We start from the raw sequence: 14,669 nt of genomic DNA, 5'->3' as shown, positions 1-14,669 counted from the left end.
CTGCCTGCCGGCGGGCAGAGCCCCCTGTTCCCGGCCGTTCCAACGAGATTCGTATTGAACGCTTGGGCTTAGGCAAATTTTAAACCGGGAGGCGTAGCTTACCCCTTGCGAGTTCAGTGGTTGAGAGTTTGTGAGTACGCCATGACAGAACCCCATCGCCCGAGGGTGAAATACGTCATCGGGCCTGACGGCAGCCCGTTAACGATTGCGGATTTGCCGGCCCCCGGTACCAAACGGTGGGTCATCCGCCGCAAGGCCGAAGTCGTTGCTGCGGTTCGCGGCGGCCTGCTCTCCCTTGAGGAGGCCTGCAGCCGCTACACATTGACCGTCGATGAATTCCTTTCCTGGCAGTTCTCGATCGACCAGCACGGTCTGGCCGGGCTGCGCACCACCCGCATCCAGCAATATCGACAGTAATTCGGCGCCGATCCTGTGGCATTTGACGAAAACCGGCCTCGCTTTGCGAAGCCGGTTTTTTTCATGTCCGCGATTTTGCCGCGGTCCTTAACCTTCGTTAACCATATGGAAACCATACCCTAGGCAATATTTGCCCAGTCGGACCCGCGCGGGCCGAATCCCTGGGGGCCGTTGGTGCAAAGTCTGGTTGCTTTCCTGAGAGGTCTTGGTGCGGCCCGCCTCGCGGCCATGGTTGCGGTCACCGCGGCCCTGATCGGCTTCTTCGCCTTCGTCATCATGCGCGTCACGACGCCACAGATGACCACCCTCTTCACCGACCTCTCGACCGAGGATTCCTCTGCCATCATCAAGGAGCTGGAGCGCCAGGCGATCCCGTTCGAGCTGCGCAATGACGGCGCCGCGATCATGGTGCCGAAGGACAAGGTGACGCGGCTCAGGATGAAGCTCGCCGAAGGCGGCATGCCCAAGGGCGGCGGCGTCGGCTACGAGATCTTCGACAAGTCGGATGCCTTGGGCACCACGAGCTTCGTCCAGAACATCAATCATCTGCGGGCGCTGGAGGGCGAGCTCGCCCGCACCATCCGCGCCATCGACCGCGTCCAAGCCGCGCGCGTCCACCTCGTGCTGCCGGAGAAGCCGCTGTTCTCGCGCGAGACGCCGGAGCCCTCCGCCTCGATCGTGCTCAGGGTGCGCGGCGCGCTGGAGCCGCAGCAGATCCGGGCGATCCGCCACGTCGTCGCCTCCGCGGTCAACGGGCTGAAGCCGCAGCGGGTCTCGATCGTCGACGAGGCGGGCCAGCTGCTCGCCGACGGCGCCCAGTCCGATGCCGACGCCGCGGTCGGCGACGAGCGCCGCGCCGCCTTCGAGAAGCGGATGCGCAAGCAGGTCGAGGACATCGTCTCCTCGGTGGTCGGCGCGGGCCGCGCCCGCGTCCAGCTCTCCGCCGACTTCGACTACAACAAGATCACCCAGACCTCGGACAAGTTCGACCCCGAGGGTCGCGTGCTGCGCTCGACCCAGACCCGCGAGGAATCGAGCCTCACCGCCGACAATTCCGGCCAGGTGACCGTCGCCAACGAGCTGCCGGGCAGCCAGAACCAGGACAACGCCGCCCGCGCCCGCGACCAGAGCAAGAAGAGCGAAGAGACCAACAATTACGAGATTTCCCGCACCACCAAGACCGAGGTGACCGAGGCCGGCCGCGTCAACCGCATCTCGGTCGCGGTGCTGGTCGACGGCAGCTACTCCAAGAACGAAAAAGGCGAGCTGGTCTACCAGGACCGCACCAAGGAGCAGCTCGACCGCATCGCCGCCTTGGTCCGCTCCGCGATCGGCTTCGACCAGAAGCGCGGCGACCAGGTCGAGGTCGTCAACCTGCGCTTCGCCGAGCCGCCCGCCGCGCAGCCGATCGCCGAGCCGACCGGCCTGCTCGGCATGCTGCAGTTCACCAAGGATGACGTGATGTACGTCATCGAGCTCGGCGTCATGATGATGCTTGGCCTCGTCGTGCTGTTCATGGTGGTCCGTCCGCTGGTCAAGCGCATCGTGGCGGCCGACGTCATTCCGGCGCTGACCGGCGCGGGCATGCCCGCGCTGGCCGAAGCCCCCGAGAGCACCGGCACGCCCGGCCAGGCGCTGATCCCGAGCGGCAGCGGCGCGGCGCAATTGATCGACGTCGCCCAGATCCAGGGTCAGGTCCACGCCCAGGCCGTGCACCGGGTCGGCGAGCTCGCCGAACGCAATCCGAACGAAACCGTCTCCATCGTCCGTCAATGGCTGAGCGAGCCGGTAGAGAACTGACATGGCCGCCGTACCCCAGACCACCAACGCCAACGACATCGCCACCGTCCTCTCGACGCTGGCAAACCGGCAAAGCGCCCGGCCCAAGGGCAAGCCGCTGCCCGGCCCGAAGCGCGCGGCAATCCTGATGCTCGCGCTCGGCGAGCAGTATGGCGGCAAGATCTGGTCGATGCTCGACGACGAGGAAGTCCGCGAGCTGTCGGTCCACATGTCGACCCTCGGCACCGTCGAGGCCGACGTGGTCGAGGACCTGATGCTGGAATTCGTCTCGCGGATGTCGGCCTCCGGCGCGCTGATGGGCAATTTCGACGCCACCGAGCGGCTGCTGCAGCAATACCTGCCGGCCGAGCGCGTCTCCGGCATCATGGACGAGATCCGCGGCCCCGCCGGCCGCAACATGTGGGAGAAGCTCTCCAACGTGCAGGAAGAGGTGCTCGCCAACTACCTCAAGAACGAATACCCGCAGACCATCGCCGTGGTGCTGTCGAAGCTGAAGCCGGAGCACGCCGCGCGCGTGCTCGCGATCCTGCCAGAGGACATTGCGCTCGACGTGGTCGGCCGCATGCTGCGGATGGAGGCGGTGCAGAAGGAAGTCATCGAGCGCGTCGAGCAGACGCTTCGCACCGAGTTCATGTCGAACCTGTCGCAGACCCGCCGCCGCGACGCCCATGAGGTGATGGCCGAGATCTTCAACAATTTCGACCGCCAGACCGAGACCCGCTTCATCACCTCGCTGGAAGAGGAAAACCGCGAATCCGCCGAGCGCATCAAGGCGCTGATGTTCACCTTCGACGATCTGATCAAGCTCGATACCGCCTCGGCCCAGACGCTGATGCGCAACATCGACAAGGACAAGCTCGGCGTCGCGCTGAAGAGCGCCAACGAGGAGGTGCGCAGCTTCTTCCTCGGCAACATGTCCTCGCGCGCCGGCAAGATGCTGATGGACGACATGGCCGCGATGGGCCCGGTGCGGCTGCGCGATGTCGACGAGGCGCAGGCGCTCTTGGTCAACCTCGCCAAGGACCTCGCCGCCCGCGGCGAGATCACGCTGACCAAGAACCGCGCCGACGACGAGCTGGTGTATTGATGGCCGCGCCCGCAAAATTCCTGTTCGACACGGATTTCTCGGCGCCGGACCGCGCGCGCGAACGCGCGCCGACGCCGGCCGAGGTCGCGCAGAAGGTCGCCGATGCCGAGGCCCGGGCCTATCGCGCCGGCTACGAGGCCGCGCTGCGCGAGGCCAAGGTCGAGAGCGACCGCCGCGCCGCGCAGGCGCTGGAGGAGATCGGCACCGCGATCAAGGGCATCGCGGCGCGCTTCGCCGGCATCGAGACGCGGATGGAGACCGAGGCCGTGGACGTCGCGGTGGCGGTCGCCCGCAAGCTTTGCTCCGAGCTGATCGCGCGCGAGCCGCTCGGCGAGATCACCGCGCTGGTCTCCGACTGCTTCTCGCATCTGGTGGCGACGCCGCATCTCGTGGTGCGCATCAATGACGCGCTCTACGAGGCGGCGCATGACAATATCGAGCGGATGGCGGCGCATTCCGGCTTTCAGGGCCGGCTGGTGATTCTGGCCGAGCCGACGATTGCGACCGGCGACTGCCGGATCGAATGGGCCGATGGCGGCGTCGTGCTGGAACGCGCTGCGATCGAAGGCAAGATCAACGAACTCGTCGGGCGCTATCTGGCGTCCCGCGGCCAGGCCGGCTGAAGGCGATTGAGGGCTGAACCATGAGCGACACCGACACCCAAGTCCCGCTTCCCGATCTCAACTCCGCCGAGGCGCCCGGGATCGACGACATCGGCTACAATGAGGATGAGCATGCCGCGCGCATCGCGGCCGATCTGGAGGCCGTGTTCGACGTGCCGGTGCAGGTCTCGGCCGTGCTCGGGCGCTCCAAGATGGACGTCGGCGACCTCTTGAAGCTCGGACCGGGCACCGTGCTCGAACTCGACCGCCGCGTCGGCGAGGCGATCGACATCTACGTCAACAACCGCCTGGTGGCGCGTGGCGAAGTGGTGCTGGTGGAAGACAAGCTCGGCGTGACCATGACCGAAATCATCAAGGCAGAACGCTCTTAACAACTCAGGCGGTCACGCGCGGGACCTGCGCGACCAGACGAACAGGAGATCATCATGCGGCTTCTCATCGTTGGCACCCTGAAGGGCCAGCTCACGACCGCGACCAAGATCGCGATGGACAACGGCGCCTCCGTGACCCACGCCGAGGCCGCCGAACAGGCGATGAACGTGCTGCGCGGCGGCAAGGGCGCCGACCTCCTGCTGGTCGATGTCGGTCTCGACATCCGCGACCTCGTGATGCGGCTCGAAGCCGAGCACATCCACGTGCCGATCGTCGCCTGCGGCATCTCCAACGACGCCCGCGCCGCGGTCGCCGCGATCCATGCCGGCGCCAAGGAATACATCCCGTTGCCGCCGGATCCCGAGCTGATCGCAGCGGTGCTGGCCGCGGTCGCCAACGACGCGCGCGACCTGATCTGGCGCGACGAGGCGATGGGCCGGGTGATCAAGCTGGCGCAGCAGATCGCAGGCTCGGACGCCTCCGTCATGATCACCGGCGAGTCCGGCACGGGCAAGGAAGTGCTGGCGCGCTACGTCCATTCCCGCTCGGCCCGCGCCAAGCGGCCATTCATCTCGATCAACTGCGCCGCCATCCCCGAGCACCTCTTGGAATCCGAGCTGTTCGGCCATGAGAAGGGCGCCTTCACCGGCGCGGTGGCGCGCCGCATCGGCAAGTTCGAGGAAGCGACCGGCGGCACGCTGCTGCTCGACGAAATCTCCGAGATGGACGTTCGGCTGCAGTCCAAGCTGCTGCGCGCGATCCAGGAGCGCGTGATCGATCGCGTCGGCGGCACCAAGCCGGTCCCGGTCGACATCCGCATCATCGCGACCTCGAACCGCAACCTCTCGGAGGCGGTGCGCGAAGGCACCTTCCGCGAGGACCTGCTGTTCCGCCTCAACGTCGTCAACCTGAAGATTCCGCCGCTGCGCGACCGCCCGGCCGACATCCTCGAACTGGCGCAGCATTTCGCCAGGAAATATGCCGAAGCCAACGGCATGCCGGTTCGTCCGATCTCGGCTGATGCCCGCCGCGTCCTGACCGCGAACCGCTGGCAGGGCAACGTCCGCGAGCTCGAGAACACCATCCATCGCGCGGTCCTGATGGCGCAGGGCGACGAGATCGGTTCTGACGCGATCCTGACCCCCGACGGCGACCGCCTCGACCTCGCCAAGACCGCGCCCGCGGTTGCGCACGCGACGCTTGCCGCCGAGCAGGTCACCCGCGCGCTGGTCGGCCGCACCGTCGCCGATGTCGAGCGCGACCTGATCCTGGAAACGCTGAAGCACTGCCTCGGCAACCGCACCCATGCCGCCAACATCCTCGGCATCTCGATCCGCACGCTGCGCAACAAGCTGAACGAATATGCCGACGGCGGCATCCCGATCACCCCGGCCGGCAATGGCGCGCCCGATTATCAGCGCATGGCGAACGCCGGCTGAGAAACCCAGGCGGCGGCAAGTCCCGCCGCCGGCCTCGTCTCACGAATAGCTGGGCGCGTCGGGCTTGCGGAAGATCCGGATCGGATCGCCCGGCGTGATGTCGCGACCGGTGAACGTCACATAGGCATAGAGCGCGAGATAAGCGACGGCGATCGCACCGACGAGATAGAACAGCCAGGTTCCCACACGCTTCATCGAACCGTCACGTCTCCGAAATCTCGGGCGCTTTTAATGCGCCCGCCGGGAAAGCGCCACGACCAACATGCCGCGCCGGCCTCGGCGCTGTCATCCCTTGAATCTTGCGGCAGGTTGCCTTATTCAATCTCCTATTGCGTTTACATTCTTAGACAACTGGAGAGTGATATGGCCCTTTATGCGCAGACCAGCGGCACCCTGTCCACGACCTCCGCGACTTTAACGCCGATGCAAGGCCTCAGCCTGACGATTCCGGAGGGCGTCGGCACCACCGCGATCATCACCCTTAACGTTCCGAATCCCTACGCCACGGGAAACGATATTCCGGGCGGCGTGTTCGGCGTCACCGTCAATGGCACGGTCTCGCCGGTCGTCGCAAGCTTCACCTATAACGAGACCCCGTCGAGCTTTGGCCGTATCCCGACCACGCTCGTCGTTGGCATTCCGCTGGCCAATGCGGCTCAGACCGTCCAGGCTGTATGGGCTGGCGTCCGCGGCAGCAATGTGATCATCGACAGCCCGGCATCGCTGAGCGCAGTTTTCTAAAGTCCGATCCGGATAAGCACGGCGCGCTAGCGCGGCCCTCGCACATGGACGTGACGCGACGGCAGGCTGACCTCGGCCAGCCGTGCGGCGTCTTCCTCATGGTCGATCGCGACATACTCGCCGTGCCAATACGCCAGCGCGGCGGTACGCTCCGACGCAATCACGTCGAGCACGCGGCCGATGACGATCACGTGCGAATGCCGTTCGATGGTCTCCTCGACCTCGCAATCAACCGCGGCAAGCGCGCCGACCAGCAGCGGGACGCCTGACGCACGCGTCGTCCACTCGGCCCCGGTGAAGCGGTCCGCGCCCTTCAGGCCGCCCTTGCCGGTGAAGCGCTCGGCGATGTCGCGTTGATCCGCCGCCAGGATGTTGACGCCGAACACGCCGTGGCGCGCGATCAGCGGCCATGACGAGGCCGCGCGGTTGATGCTGACGATCAAGGACGGCGGCTCGACCGAGAGCGACGACACCGAGGTCACCGTCATTCCCGAAATATCCTTAGCCCGACCGGCCGTGATCACGCTGACGCCGCCGGTGAGGTGACGCATCGCGCCGCGGAATTCGGCGGCCGCAACCGCGGGCTCGATCGAAACATTGCGGACGACGGAATTCATGGCGACCTCACAGACTGTCTTCGCTGCCTTCGAGCAGATGCTTCAGGATCTCGCCCTCCAGCGCGGCGAGTTCGGCCGACCCGCGCCGGCGCGGCCGCGGCAGGTCGATCGTGACATCCTCGGCGATGCGGCCGTCCTCGATGACCAGCACGCGGTCGGCGAGCGCGACCGCCTCGGCGACGTCGTGCGTCACCAGGATCGCGGTGAAGCCCTGATCGCGCCAGACCCGTTCCAGCAATTGCTGCATCGAGATCCGGGTCAGCGCGTCGAGTGCGCCGAGCGGTTCGTCGAACGCCAGCACGCGGGGCTGGCTGACCAGCGCCCGCGCCAGGGCGACGCGCTGCTTCTGCCCGCCTGACAGCACCGACGGCCACTGGGTGCGCTTGTCGCCGAGGCCAACCTCGACCAGCGCGCGCTCGGCGCGCGCCTGTGCGTCGGCGGAGGCACGCTCGCGCCCCAGCCCGACCTCGACATTGGACAGCACGCGCGCCCAGGGCAGCAGCCGCGGCTCCTGGAACATGACGCGGACGTCCTGGGCCCTCGGCTGTTCGCCGAACGCGATGCTTCCCGCCGTCGGTGCGTCGAGGCCGGCGATCAGGCGCAGCAGCGTGCTCTTGCCGCAGCCGCTGCGGCCGACGATCGCGACGAACTGGCCGGCCGGGATGTGCAGGTCGATGCCGCGCAGCACCTCATTGTCGCCGAACGCCTTGCGCAGGCCGCGGATGGTCAGCGACAGGCCGCGGGCCGCGCCTTCCGGCACGCGCCGCAACTGCCGCGCCTTCACGACGATCTCGGTGCGGTCGACCGGCTCGGCTTCAGCGGTTTCGAAACGAAGCGCTTCTTGCATTCTCATTCTCACTTCTTCTGGAAGGCGGGATGCCACGACAAGGTCAGCCGCTCCAGCGCCCGCGAGGCGCTGTCGGCGAGCTTGCCGAGCAAGGCGTAGATCAGGATCGAGAGCACGACGACGTCGATCAGCATGAACTCGCGCGCCTGCATCGCCATGTAGCCGAGGCCCGACGAGGCCGCGATGGTCTCGGCGACGATCAGGGTCAGCCACATGATGCCGAGCGCGAAGCGCAGCCCGACGAAGATCGAGGGCAGCGCGCCGGGGAAGATCACCCGGCGAAACAGCTCGCCGTCGGTCATGCCGTAGATGCGGCCCATCTCGATCAGCTGCGGGTCGACGGTGCGGATGCCGTGCAGCGTGTTGAGATAGATCGGGAAGAACACGCCGAGCGCGACCAAAAACAGCTTTGCCGACTCGTCGATGCCGAACCACAGGATGACGAGCGGGATCAGCGCCAGATGCGGGATGTTGCGCACCATCTGCAAGGTGGTGTCGGTGAGCTTTGCCGACAGCTGCGACAGCCCGTTGGCGAGGCCGAAGGCAAAGCCGATGCCGCCGCCGATCAAGAAGCCGATCGAGGCGCGCCAGAAGCTGACCCAGATGTTGCGGACCAGTTCGCCTGACAGCAGCAGCTTCCATCCCGCCAGTGCGACGTCGGTCGGCGCCGGCAGCACCCGCGAGGGCACGTAGCCGGTGACGCAGGCAAGCTGCCACACCAGCACGATCGCCAGCGGCACGATCCAGGGGATCAGGCCGTCGACCTTGGGCAATTTTGGTGCGCCGACGCGCGGCAAACTGTCGATCAAGCTCATGATTGCGATGCCTGCTTCTGCGGACGGTAGTCGTTGCCGATGGTCTCACCGAACGGCCCGGTGTTGACCCGGATCGGCGTCACGTTGCCGCCCTGCGCCAGCGACAACAGCGGGAACACCAATTCGGCGAAGCGATAGGCTTCCTCGAGATGCGGGTAACCCGACATGATGAAGGTATCGACGCCGATCTCCTGATACTCCTTGATCCGCGCGGCGACGGTCTCGGGATCGCCGACCAGCGCGGTGCCGGCCCCGCCGCGCACCAGGCCGACGCCGGCCCACAGGTTCGGGCTGATCTCGAGCTGGTCACGCCGGCCGCCATGCAGTTGCGCCATGCGCTGCTGGCCGACCGAATCCATCCGCGCAAAGATCTTCTGCGCGGCGGCCACCGTGTCGTCGGTGACGTACTGGATCAGCTCGTCGGCAGCCTTCCACGCTTCCGCATTGGTCTCGCGCACGATCACATGCAGGCGGATGCCGAACGAGAGCTTGCGGCCGCGCTGCGCCGCCACCGCCTTCACCTTGGCGATCTTCTCGGCGACCTGCGCCGGCGGCTCGCCCCAGGTCAGATATTTGTCGACGGTGTCGACCGCGACGTCGATGCCGGCATCCGAGGAGCCGCCGAAATACAGCGGCGGCCGCGGCGACTGCACCGGATTGAACAGCAGGCGGCCGTCCTCGATCCGGATGTGCTTGCCTTCGACATTGACGGTCTTGCCCGCCAGCAGATCGCTGTAGACGTTGAGGAACTCGCGGGTCACCGCGTAGCGCTCGTCATGATCTAAGAAAATGCCGTCGCCCTTGTTCTCGATCGGATCGCCGCCGGTGACGACGTTGATCAGCAGGCGGCCGTTCGACAGCCGGTCCAGCGTCGCGGTCATGCGTGCGGCGACGCTCGGCGACTGCAGGCCGGGCCTCACCGCCACGAGATAGCGCAGGCGTTCGGTCCAGGGCGCGACGGCCGAGGCCACCACCCAGGAATCCTCGCAGCTCCGCCCGGTCGGCAGCAGCACGCCGTAATAGCCGAGCTGATCCGCGGCCTGCGCGATCTGGCGCAGATAATTGAAGTTCACCTCGCGGCCGCCGATCGACGTGCCGAGGTAGCGGCTGTCGCCGTGGGTCGGCAGGAACCAGAGGATGTTGGCGTTGGTTGGGGTGCTCACGTGCCCGGCCTCCATGCGACGTCGGAAATCTTGATTTGTTTCGGGATCAGGCCGAGCGCGAAGAACGTGTCGGCGACCTGCTGCTGGTCCGCGACCACCGCATCGGTGACCGGCTTGATGCCGTAGGCCTGCCGCTTCAACGCGACCTCGACCACCGGCACCGACAGGCCGATGCTCGGCGCCAGCTGCTCGGCAACGGCATGGATGTCGCCCTTGGCCCAGTCGTCGACCTCGCTCAGCTGCGCCAGCACGAGCTCGACGATTTTCGGATCGGCCTGCAGGAATTTCTTCGAGGCGAAGTAGAACTGATAGTTCGCGACGATGCCGGTGCCGTCGGCGACGGTGCGGGCGCCGGTCGCAGCTTCCGCCGCGGCCTGGAACGGATCCCAGATCACCCAGGCATCGACCGCGCCGCGCTCGAACGCCGCGCGCGCATCGGCCGGCGCCAGGAACACCGGCTCGATCTCGGAATATTTGACGCCGGCCTTCTCGAGCGCCTTCACCAAGAGGTAGTGGACGTTGGAGCCCTTGTTCAGCGCGACCTTCTTGCCCTTCAGGTCGGCGACCGACTTGATCGCGCTGTCCTTCGGCACCAGGATCGCCTCGCCCTTCGGCGCCGGCGGCTCATACGCGACATACTGGATCGGCGCGCCGGCGGCCTGCGCGAAGATCGGCGGCGCCTCGCCGGTGTTGCCGAAATCGATCGCGCCGACATTGAGCGCCTCGAGCAGCGGCGGCCCGGACGGAAACTCGGCCCACACCACCTTGGTGCCGACCGCCTTCAGCTTTTCCTCGAGCGAGCCCTTGCTCTTGAGCAGCACCAGCTTGCCGTATTTCTGGTAACCGATGCGGACCACCTTGTCCTCGCCGTAGGAGGCGCTGACGGTTGCGGCGACGATGCTGAGCGACAGCACCCCGCGGGCGATCCAGCGTCGAAATAAACGCGTCATGGGACTATCCTCTGCATTGAAATGACCAAACGCGCGCCGATCAGGTCTGGGGATTGCGCCAGACGATGTCGCGGATCGCGATCTGCTTCGGGATCAGGCCGAGCTTGAAGAAGCGGTCGGCGACGCCCTGCTGGGTCGCGATGATGTCGTCGGTCACGGGCCCGACCGAGAAGCCCGCCCGCTTCGCCGCGATGGTCTGGATATCGAGCGGCACGCCGGTGATGGCGGCCAGCGATTTGGCGACCTCATCAGGATGCGCCTGCGCCCATGCCGCGCTCGACGTCGTGACATCGACGATCTGCTGCAGGACCGCGCCGCGATTGCGGGCGAAGTCGCGGTTGGCGATGTAGAACGAGTTGGTCTTGGTGATGTCGCGCGTCTTGACCAGAATGCGGCCGTTCTGCTTGGTCTCGGCGATCGCGAAATACGGATCCCAGATCGCCCAGGCATCGATGCCGCCATTGGCGAAAGCGGGACCGGCGTCCGGCGGCGTCAGATAGACCGGCGTGATGTCGTCATAAGTCAGCCCGGCCTTCTCCAGCGTCTGGATCACGACGTTATGGGCGCTCGAACCCTTGGTGAAGCCGACGCGCTTGCCTTTGAGATCGGCGATTGACGCGATCGCCGAATTCTGCGGCACCAGGATGCCGGAGCCGTTGATGATGGGCTGGGCCGCGGCATAGACGACGGCGGCGCCCGCGGCCTGCGCGAAGATCGGCGGGGAATCGCCGACCGCGCCGTAATCGACGCTGCCGACATTCATCGCTTCCATCATCGGCGGGCCCGAGGAGAACTCGACCCATTTCACGCTGATGCCCTGCGGCTTGAAATGATTTTCCAAGGCCTCGCGCTGCCGCGTGATAACGAGCACGCCGTTCTTCTGGTAGCCGATACGAATTTCCTTCGCGTCCGCCTGCGCCTGCGCACCGCGTGACAGCGCAGCGGCGGCGGCTGTGACGAGCGACAGCTGGAGGAACTCACGACGCTTCATTCCAAGACTCTCCTGACGATCAAGCGCGCTGTCGCGCTGCACGATCATGCGATGTCAGGATGATGGGGCGCGCGAATGAAGCTGTCGAGCACCGCACAAAAATAGCGATGCCAGCACTTCGGTGCTGGCATCGCACGTGCCGTTTCTTTTAAGGCGCGGATCGCATGTAGCGAATTATTTTCCTCACGGAAACGCGAGGTCGTTGTACAACAATCGATCAGCCCGCGGCGGCTGCCTTTGAGCCGACATTGACCGCCAGTTTACCATAGCGGTCCGTGAACGCCTGGGTGTCGATCTCCTCGAGCTGGATCGAGCCGTCCAGCACGCCCTTCTTCCAGGCATCGTGCTCGGGATCGTGCTGGAACTCCGGCATCACTTCTTTCGCGAACAGCTCGAGCGACTCGCAGATGTGCTCATGCGTGTTCTTGCCGGCCTGGTTGAGCAGGATCACCTGGTCGATATGCGATGAGCGGAAGCGCCGCAGCTTCTTGCGCAAGGTCTCGGGCGAGCCGATCAGGCCGCCGCGCAGCGCGGCCTCCTGCGCCTCCGGGTTGTCGCGCTTCCACTTGTTGTACTCGTCCCACATGTTGACGGTGCCGGGCGCCGGCCGCTGCCGGTTCTGTGCCTGGCCGTAATAGCGCAGCGCGAACTGGAAGAAGGTCGCGCCGTCGGCGCGCCGGCGCGCTTCCTCGTCGGTCTTCGCGCACATGAAGAACGAGACCAGCGCCATGTTCGGATTGATCTCGTAGTCGGCGAGCTTCTTCAGCCGCTTGGTGATCGCGTTGTAATAGGCGTGCACCCAGGCATGCGCCGCCTCGGCGCTGACGAACTGAAAGCCGAGCGCGCCAAACCCGTTCTGCCCGGCGCGTTCGATGGTCGGCAGTTGCGAGCACGCCATCCAGAGCGGCGGATGCGGCTTCTGCACCGGCTTCGGCACGACATTGCGCAAGGGTATATCGAAATACTTGCCGTGATGCTCGGTGCCGACCTTGCTGAACATCGGGAAGATCGCCTGCACGGCCTCCTCGAACACCTCGCGCTTGGTCTCCATGTCGCGGCCGAACGGCGTCAGCTCGGTGATCGAGGCACTCTCGCCCATGCCGAACTCGCAGCGGCCGTTGCTCAAGAGATCGAGCACCGCGACCCGCTCGGCGACGCGGGCCGGATGATTGGTGGTGAGCTGGAAGATGCCGTGGCCGAGCCGGATGTTCTTGGTGCGCTGGCTCGCGGCGGCGAGGAAGGATTCCGGCGCCGGCGAGTGCGAATATTCCTCGAGGAAGTGGTGCTCCACGACCCAGGCGTAGTCGTAGGCGAGCCGGTCGGCGGTTTCCAGTTGCGTCAGCGCGTTCTGGTAGAGCCTGAGCTCGTCGCCGTCGTTCCAGGGGCGCGGCAATTGCAGCTCGTAAAAGATGCCGAATTTCATGGAGTCACTCCCAAGGTCGCTTCCTCGACCACTTGTCGTGGTCCCGACCGCTTGTTGTTTTGGGGCAGTCTAGTGGCGCCCCGGATCAAGTCTAGCCTCGGGGGCGAAACCCCAATTCCGCGCAGCGGGAGACGGCTTGATCGGAACGCATGAATGTTTAGCTTGTGCTGGCCTGAGTCGCGGCGCTATCGGTCGCGCGCTCACTCTTCCGAAAGCCCATGACCACCTTCACGCCGCATCAGGACACTGCGCTGAAAGCCGTCGCCGACTGGCTGAAGGCCAAGCCCGGCCAGGGCGGCACGCCGCCGGTGTTCCGCCTGTTCGGCTATGCCGGAACCGGCAAGACCACGCTCGCCCGCCACATCGCCGAAGGCGTCGACGGCGAGGTGAAGTTCGCGGCCTTCACCGGCAAGGCGGCGCTCGTCATGCGCAACAAGGGCTGCGACAGCGCCTCGACGATCCATTCCCTGATCTACCGCGCCCGCGAGTCCGGCGTCGAGCAGCCGAGCTTCGAGCTCTGGGACGACGCGCCCGCATCGAAGGCCAAGCTGATCGTGATCGACGAGTGCTCGATGGTCGATGCCGAGCTCGGACGCGATTTGATGTCGTTCGACTGCCCGCTGCTGGTGCTCGGCGATCCCGCGCAATTGCCGCCGATCCAGGGCGGCGGCTTCTTCACCGATGCCGAGCCCGACGCGATGCTGACCGAGGTGCACCGCCAGGCGCAGGACGATCCGATCGTGCGGATGTCGATGGATATCCGCGAGGGCCGCGAGCTCGAGATCGGCCGCCACGGCGAGAGCGAGGTGGTGTCGCGCAAGGAGCTCGATCCGGATCGCGTGATGAGCGCCGACCAGGTGCTGGTCGGCCGCAACAACACCCGTCGCGCCTACAACATGCGGGTGCGGCAACGGCAGAACATCGAGGATCCGCTGCCGGTTGCCGGCGACAAGCTGGTCTGCCTGCGCAACAACCGCAAGAAGGGCCTGTTCAACGGCGGGCTGTGGCGGGTCAAGGCGCGCGCGCAGTCGAAATCCAGGATCATCACCATGCGCGTGATGCCGGACGAGGACTTCGGCTACAAGGTCACCAAGGTCTCGGTGCGCGGCGAATGCTTCGATGGCGGCGTCGAGAGCGTGCCGTGGGAGCAGCGCAAACCCTATGACGAGTTCGACTACGGCTATGTGCTGACCGTGCACAAGTCGCAGGGCTCGCAATGGGACGACGTCGTGCTGTTCGACGAGAGTTTTGCGTTCCAGGACTCGCGCGCGAGGTGGCTGTACACGGGGATCACGCGGGCGGCGAAGCGACTCAGCGTGGTGGTGTGAAAGTCCCGCCGGCGCCGACGTCATCCTGACAGCAGGGGAGTGTGTGACACCAACAT

The 14,669-nt window shown here is 65.9% G+C and carries 16 protein-coding genes; 8 read left to right on the top strand and 8 right to left on the bottom strand.

The features are described from left to right. Positions 1–141: 141 nt before the first annotated feature. The 6 genes from sciP (at position 142) to flbD (ending at position 5,738) form a co-directional block, all read left to right on the top strand. On the top strand, positions 142–417 hold the full coding sequence (gene sciP, locus JEY66_RS08330) for a CtrA inhibitor SciP (protein WP_002714638.1): 276 nt from the start codon (positions 142–144) through the stop codon (positions 415–417). A gap of 174 nt (positions 418–591) precedes the next feature. Then, complete coding sequence (gene fliF, locus JEY66_RS08325; RefSeq protein WP_026193334.1) at positions 592–2,217, top strand: flagellar basal-body MS-ring/collar protein FliF; 1,626 nt, start codon at positions 592–594, stop codon at positions 2,215–2,217. Position 2,218: 1 nt separating this feature from the next. Then, complete coding sequence (gene fliG, locus JEY66_RS08320) at positions 2,219–3,304, top strand: flagellar motor switch protein FliG (RefSeq protein WP_018273552.1); 1,086 nt, start codon at positions 2,219–2,221, stop codon at positions 3,302–3,304. After that, the gene (locus JEY66_RS08315; protein ID WP_018273553.1) at positions 3,304–3,927 is read left to right on the top strand and encodes a FliH/SctL family protein; all 624 of its coding nucleotides are present in this window, start codon (positions 3,304–3,306) and stop codon (positions 3,925–3,927) included. Before fliG ends, JEY66_RS08315 begins: the two co-directional genes overlap by 1 nt. 20 nt (positions 3,928–3,947) lie before the next feature. Beyond that, on the top strand, positions 3,948–4,298 hold the full coding sequence (gene fliN / locus JEY66_RS08310) for a flagellar motor switch protein FliN (protein WP_016844340.1): 351 nt from the start codon (positions 3,948–3,950) through the stop codon (positions 4,296–4,298). A 54-nt stretch (positions 4,299–4,352) separates the two neighbouring features. Then, a complete protein-coding gene (flbD, locus tag JEY66_RS08305) occupies positions 4,353–5,738 on the top strand; it encodes a sigma-54-dependent transcriptional regulator FlbD (RefSeq protein WP_016844339.1) in 1,386 nt (461 codons plus the stop codon). 39 nt (positions 5,739–5,777) lie between these two features. Here flbD and JEY66_RS08300 read toward each other — a convergent pair whose 3' ends face one another. Beyond that, positions 5,778–5,933: a hypothetical protein gene (locus tag JEY66_RS08300; protein WP_016844338.1), complete on the bottom strand. Its 156-nt coding sequence runs from the start codon at positions 5,931–5,933 to the stop codon at positions 5,778–5,780. Between the two features lie 168 nt (positions 5,934–6,101). On the opposite strand from JEY66_RS08300, the gene JEY66_RS08295 reads away from it, so the two are divergent. Next, on the top strand, positions 6,102–6,479 hold the full coding sequence (locus JEY66_RS08295; protein WP_016844337.1) for a hypothetical protein: 378 nt from the start codon (positions 6,102–6,104) through the stop codon (positions 6,477–6,479). A 26-nt stretch (positions 6,480–6,505) separates the two neighbouring features. Here the strand turns inward: JEY66_RS08295 and JEY66_RS08290 are convergent, their stop codons facing one another. From JEY66_RS08290 to JEY66_RS08260, 7 genes are all read right to left on the bottom strand, one after another. Next, on the bottom strand, positions 6,506–7,096 hold the full coding sequence (locus JEY66_RS08290) for a flavin reductase family protein (protein ID WP_016844336.1): 591 nt from the start codon (positions 7,094–7,096) through the stop codon (positions 6,506–6,508). Positions 7,097–7,103: 7 nt separating this feature from the next. Next, positions 7,104–7,943, bottom strand: a complete 840-nt coding sequence (locus JEY66_RS08285) for an ATP-binding cassette domain-containing protein (protein ID WP_018273554.1) — start codon at positions 7,941–7,943, stop codon at positions 7,104–7,106. Positions 7,944–7,951: 8 nt separating this feature from the next. After that, positions 7,952–8,758, bottom strand: a complete 807-nt coding sequence (locus tag JEY66_RS08280; protein WP_016844331.1) for an ABC transporter permease subunit — start codon at positions 8,756–8,758, stop codon at positions 7,952–7,954. Continuing rightward, the gene (ssuD, locus tag JEY66_RS08275; RefSeq protein WP_016844330.1) at positions 8,755–9,936 is read right to left on the bottom strand and encodes an FMNH2-dependent alkanesulfonate monooxygenase; all 1,182 of its coding nucleotides are present in this window, start codon (positions 9,934–9,936) and stop codon (positions 8,755–8,757) included. Before ssuD ends, JEY66_RS08280 begins: the two co-directional genes overlap by 4 nt. Next, positions 9,918–10,871: a sulfonate ABC transporter substrate-binding protein gene (locus JEY66_RS08270; protein WP_018273555.1), complete on the bottom strand. Its 954-nt coding sequence runs from the start codon at positions 10,869–10,871 to the stop codon at positions 9,918–9,920. Before JEY66_RS08270 ends, ssuD begins: the two co-directional genes overlap by 19 nt. Before the next feature lie 40 nt (positions 10,872–10,911). Continuing rightward, complete coding sequence (locus JEY66_RS08265) at positions 10,912–11,862, bottom strand: aliphatic sulfonate ABC transporter substrate-binding protein (RefSeq protein WP_026193336.1); 951 nt, start codon at positions 11,860–11,862, stop codon at positions 10,912–10,914. Between the two features lie 217 nt (positions 11,863–12,079). After that, on the bottom strand, positions 12,080–13,285 hold the full coding sequence (locus JEY66_RS08260) for an LLM class flavin-dependent oxidoreductase (protein ID WP_016844327.1): 1,206 nt from the start codon (positions 13,283–13,285) through the stop codon (positions 12,080–12,082). Between the two features lie 218 nt (positions 13,286–13,503). Between JEY66_RS08260 and JEY66_RS08255 the strand changes: the two genes are divergently transcribed. Then, a complete protein-coding gene (locus tag JEY66_RS08255; protein ID WP_016844326.1) occupies positions 13,504–14,613 on the top strand; it encodes an ATP-dependent DNA helicase in 1,110 nt (369 codons plus the stop codon). The last annotated feature ends 56 nt before the right edge of the window (positions 14,614–14,669 follow it).

The organism is Bradyrhizobium elkanii USDA 76, assembly GCF_023278185.1.
In the GTDB taxonomy this organism is placed as follows: domain Bacteria; phylum Pseudomonadota; class Alphaproteobacteria; order Rhizobiales; family Xanthobacteraceae; genus Bradyrhizobium; species Bradyrhizobium elkanii.
The sequence above is the reverse complement of the archived record's forward strand: the minus strand, read 5'-3'. Positions and strand labels throughout refer to the sequence as shown.

Bases quoted from the DNA above. Each gene is read 5' to 3' on its own strand.
- sciP (WP_002714638.1), top strand. From the start codon at position 142: ATGACAGAACCCCATCGCCCGAGGGTGAAATACGTCATCGGGCCTGAC.
- fliG (WP_018273552.1), top strand. From the start codon at position 2,219: ATGGCCGCCGTACCCCAGACCACCAACGCCAACGACATCGCCACCGTC.
- JEY66_RS08315 (WP_018273553.1), top strand. From the start codon at position 3,304: ATGGCCGCGCCCGCAAAATTCCTGTTCGACACGGATTTCTCGGCGCCG.
- fliN (WP_016844340.1), top strand. From the start codon at position 3,948: ATGAGCGACACCGACACCCAAGTCCCGCTTCCCGATCTCAACTCCGCC.
- flbD (WP_016844339.1), top strand. From the start codon at position 4,353: ATGCGGCTTCTCATCGTTGGCACCCTGAAGGGCCAGCTCACGACCGCG.
- JEY66_RS08300 (WP_016844338.1), bottom strand. From the start codon at position 5,933: ATGAAGCGTGTGGGAACCTGGCTGTTCTATCTCGTCGGTGCGATCGCC.
- JEY66_RS08295 (WP_016844337.1), top strand. From the start codon at position 6,102: ATGGCCCTTTATGCGCAGACCAGCGGCACCCTGTCCACGACCTCCGCG.
- JEY66_RS08290 (WP_016844336.1), bottom strand. From the start codon at position 7,096: ATGAATTCCGTCGTCCGCAATGTTTCGATCGAGCCCGCGGTTGCGGCC.
- JEY66_RS08285 (WP_018273554.1), bottom strand. From the start codon at position 7,943: ATGCAAGAAGCGCTTCGTTTCGAAACCGCTGAAGCCGAGCCGGTCGAC.
- JEY66_RS08280 (WP_016844331.1), bottom strand. From the start codon at position 8,758: ATGAGCTTGATCGACAGTTTGCCGCGCGTCGGCGCACCAAAATTGCCC.
- ssuD (WP_016844330.1), bottom strand. From the start codon at position 9,936: ATGGAGGCCGGGCACGTGAGCACCCCAACCAACGCCAACATCCTCTGG.
- JEY66_RS08270 (WP_018273555.1), bottom strand. From the start codon at position 10,871: ATGACGCGTTTATTTCGACGCTGGATCGCCCGCGGGGTGCTGTCGCTC.
- JEY66_RS08265 (WP_026193336.1), bottom strand. From the start codon at position 11,862: ATGAAGCGTCGTGAGTTCCTCCAGCTGTCGCTCGTCACAGCCGCCGCC.
- JEY66_RS08260 (WP_016844327.1), bottom strand. From the start codon at position 13,285: ATGAAATTCGGCATCTTTTACGAGCTGCAATTGCCGCGCCCCTGGAAC.
- JEY66_RS08255 (WP_016844326.1), top strand. From the start codon at position 13,504: ATGACCACCTTCACGCCGCATCAGGACACTGCGCTGAAAGCCGTCGCC.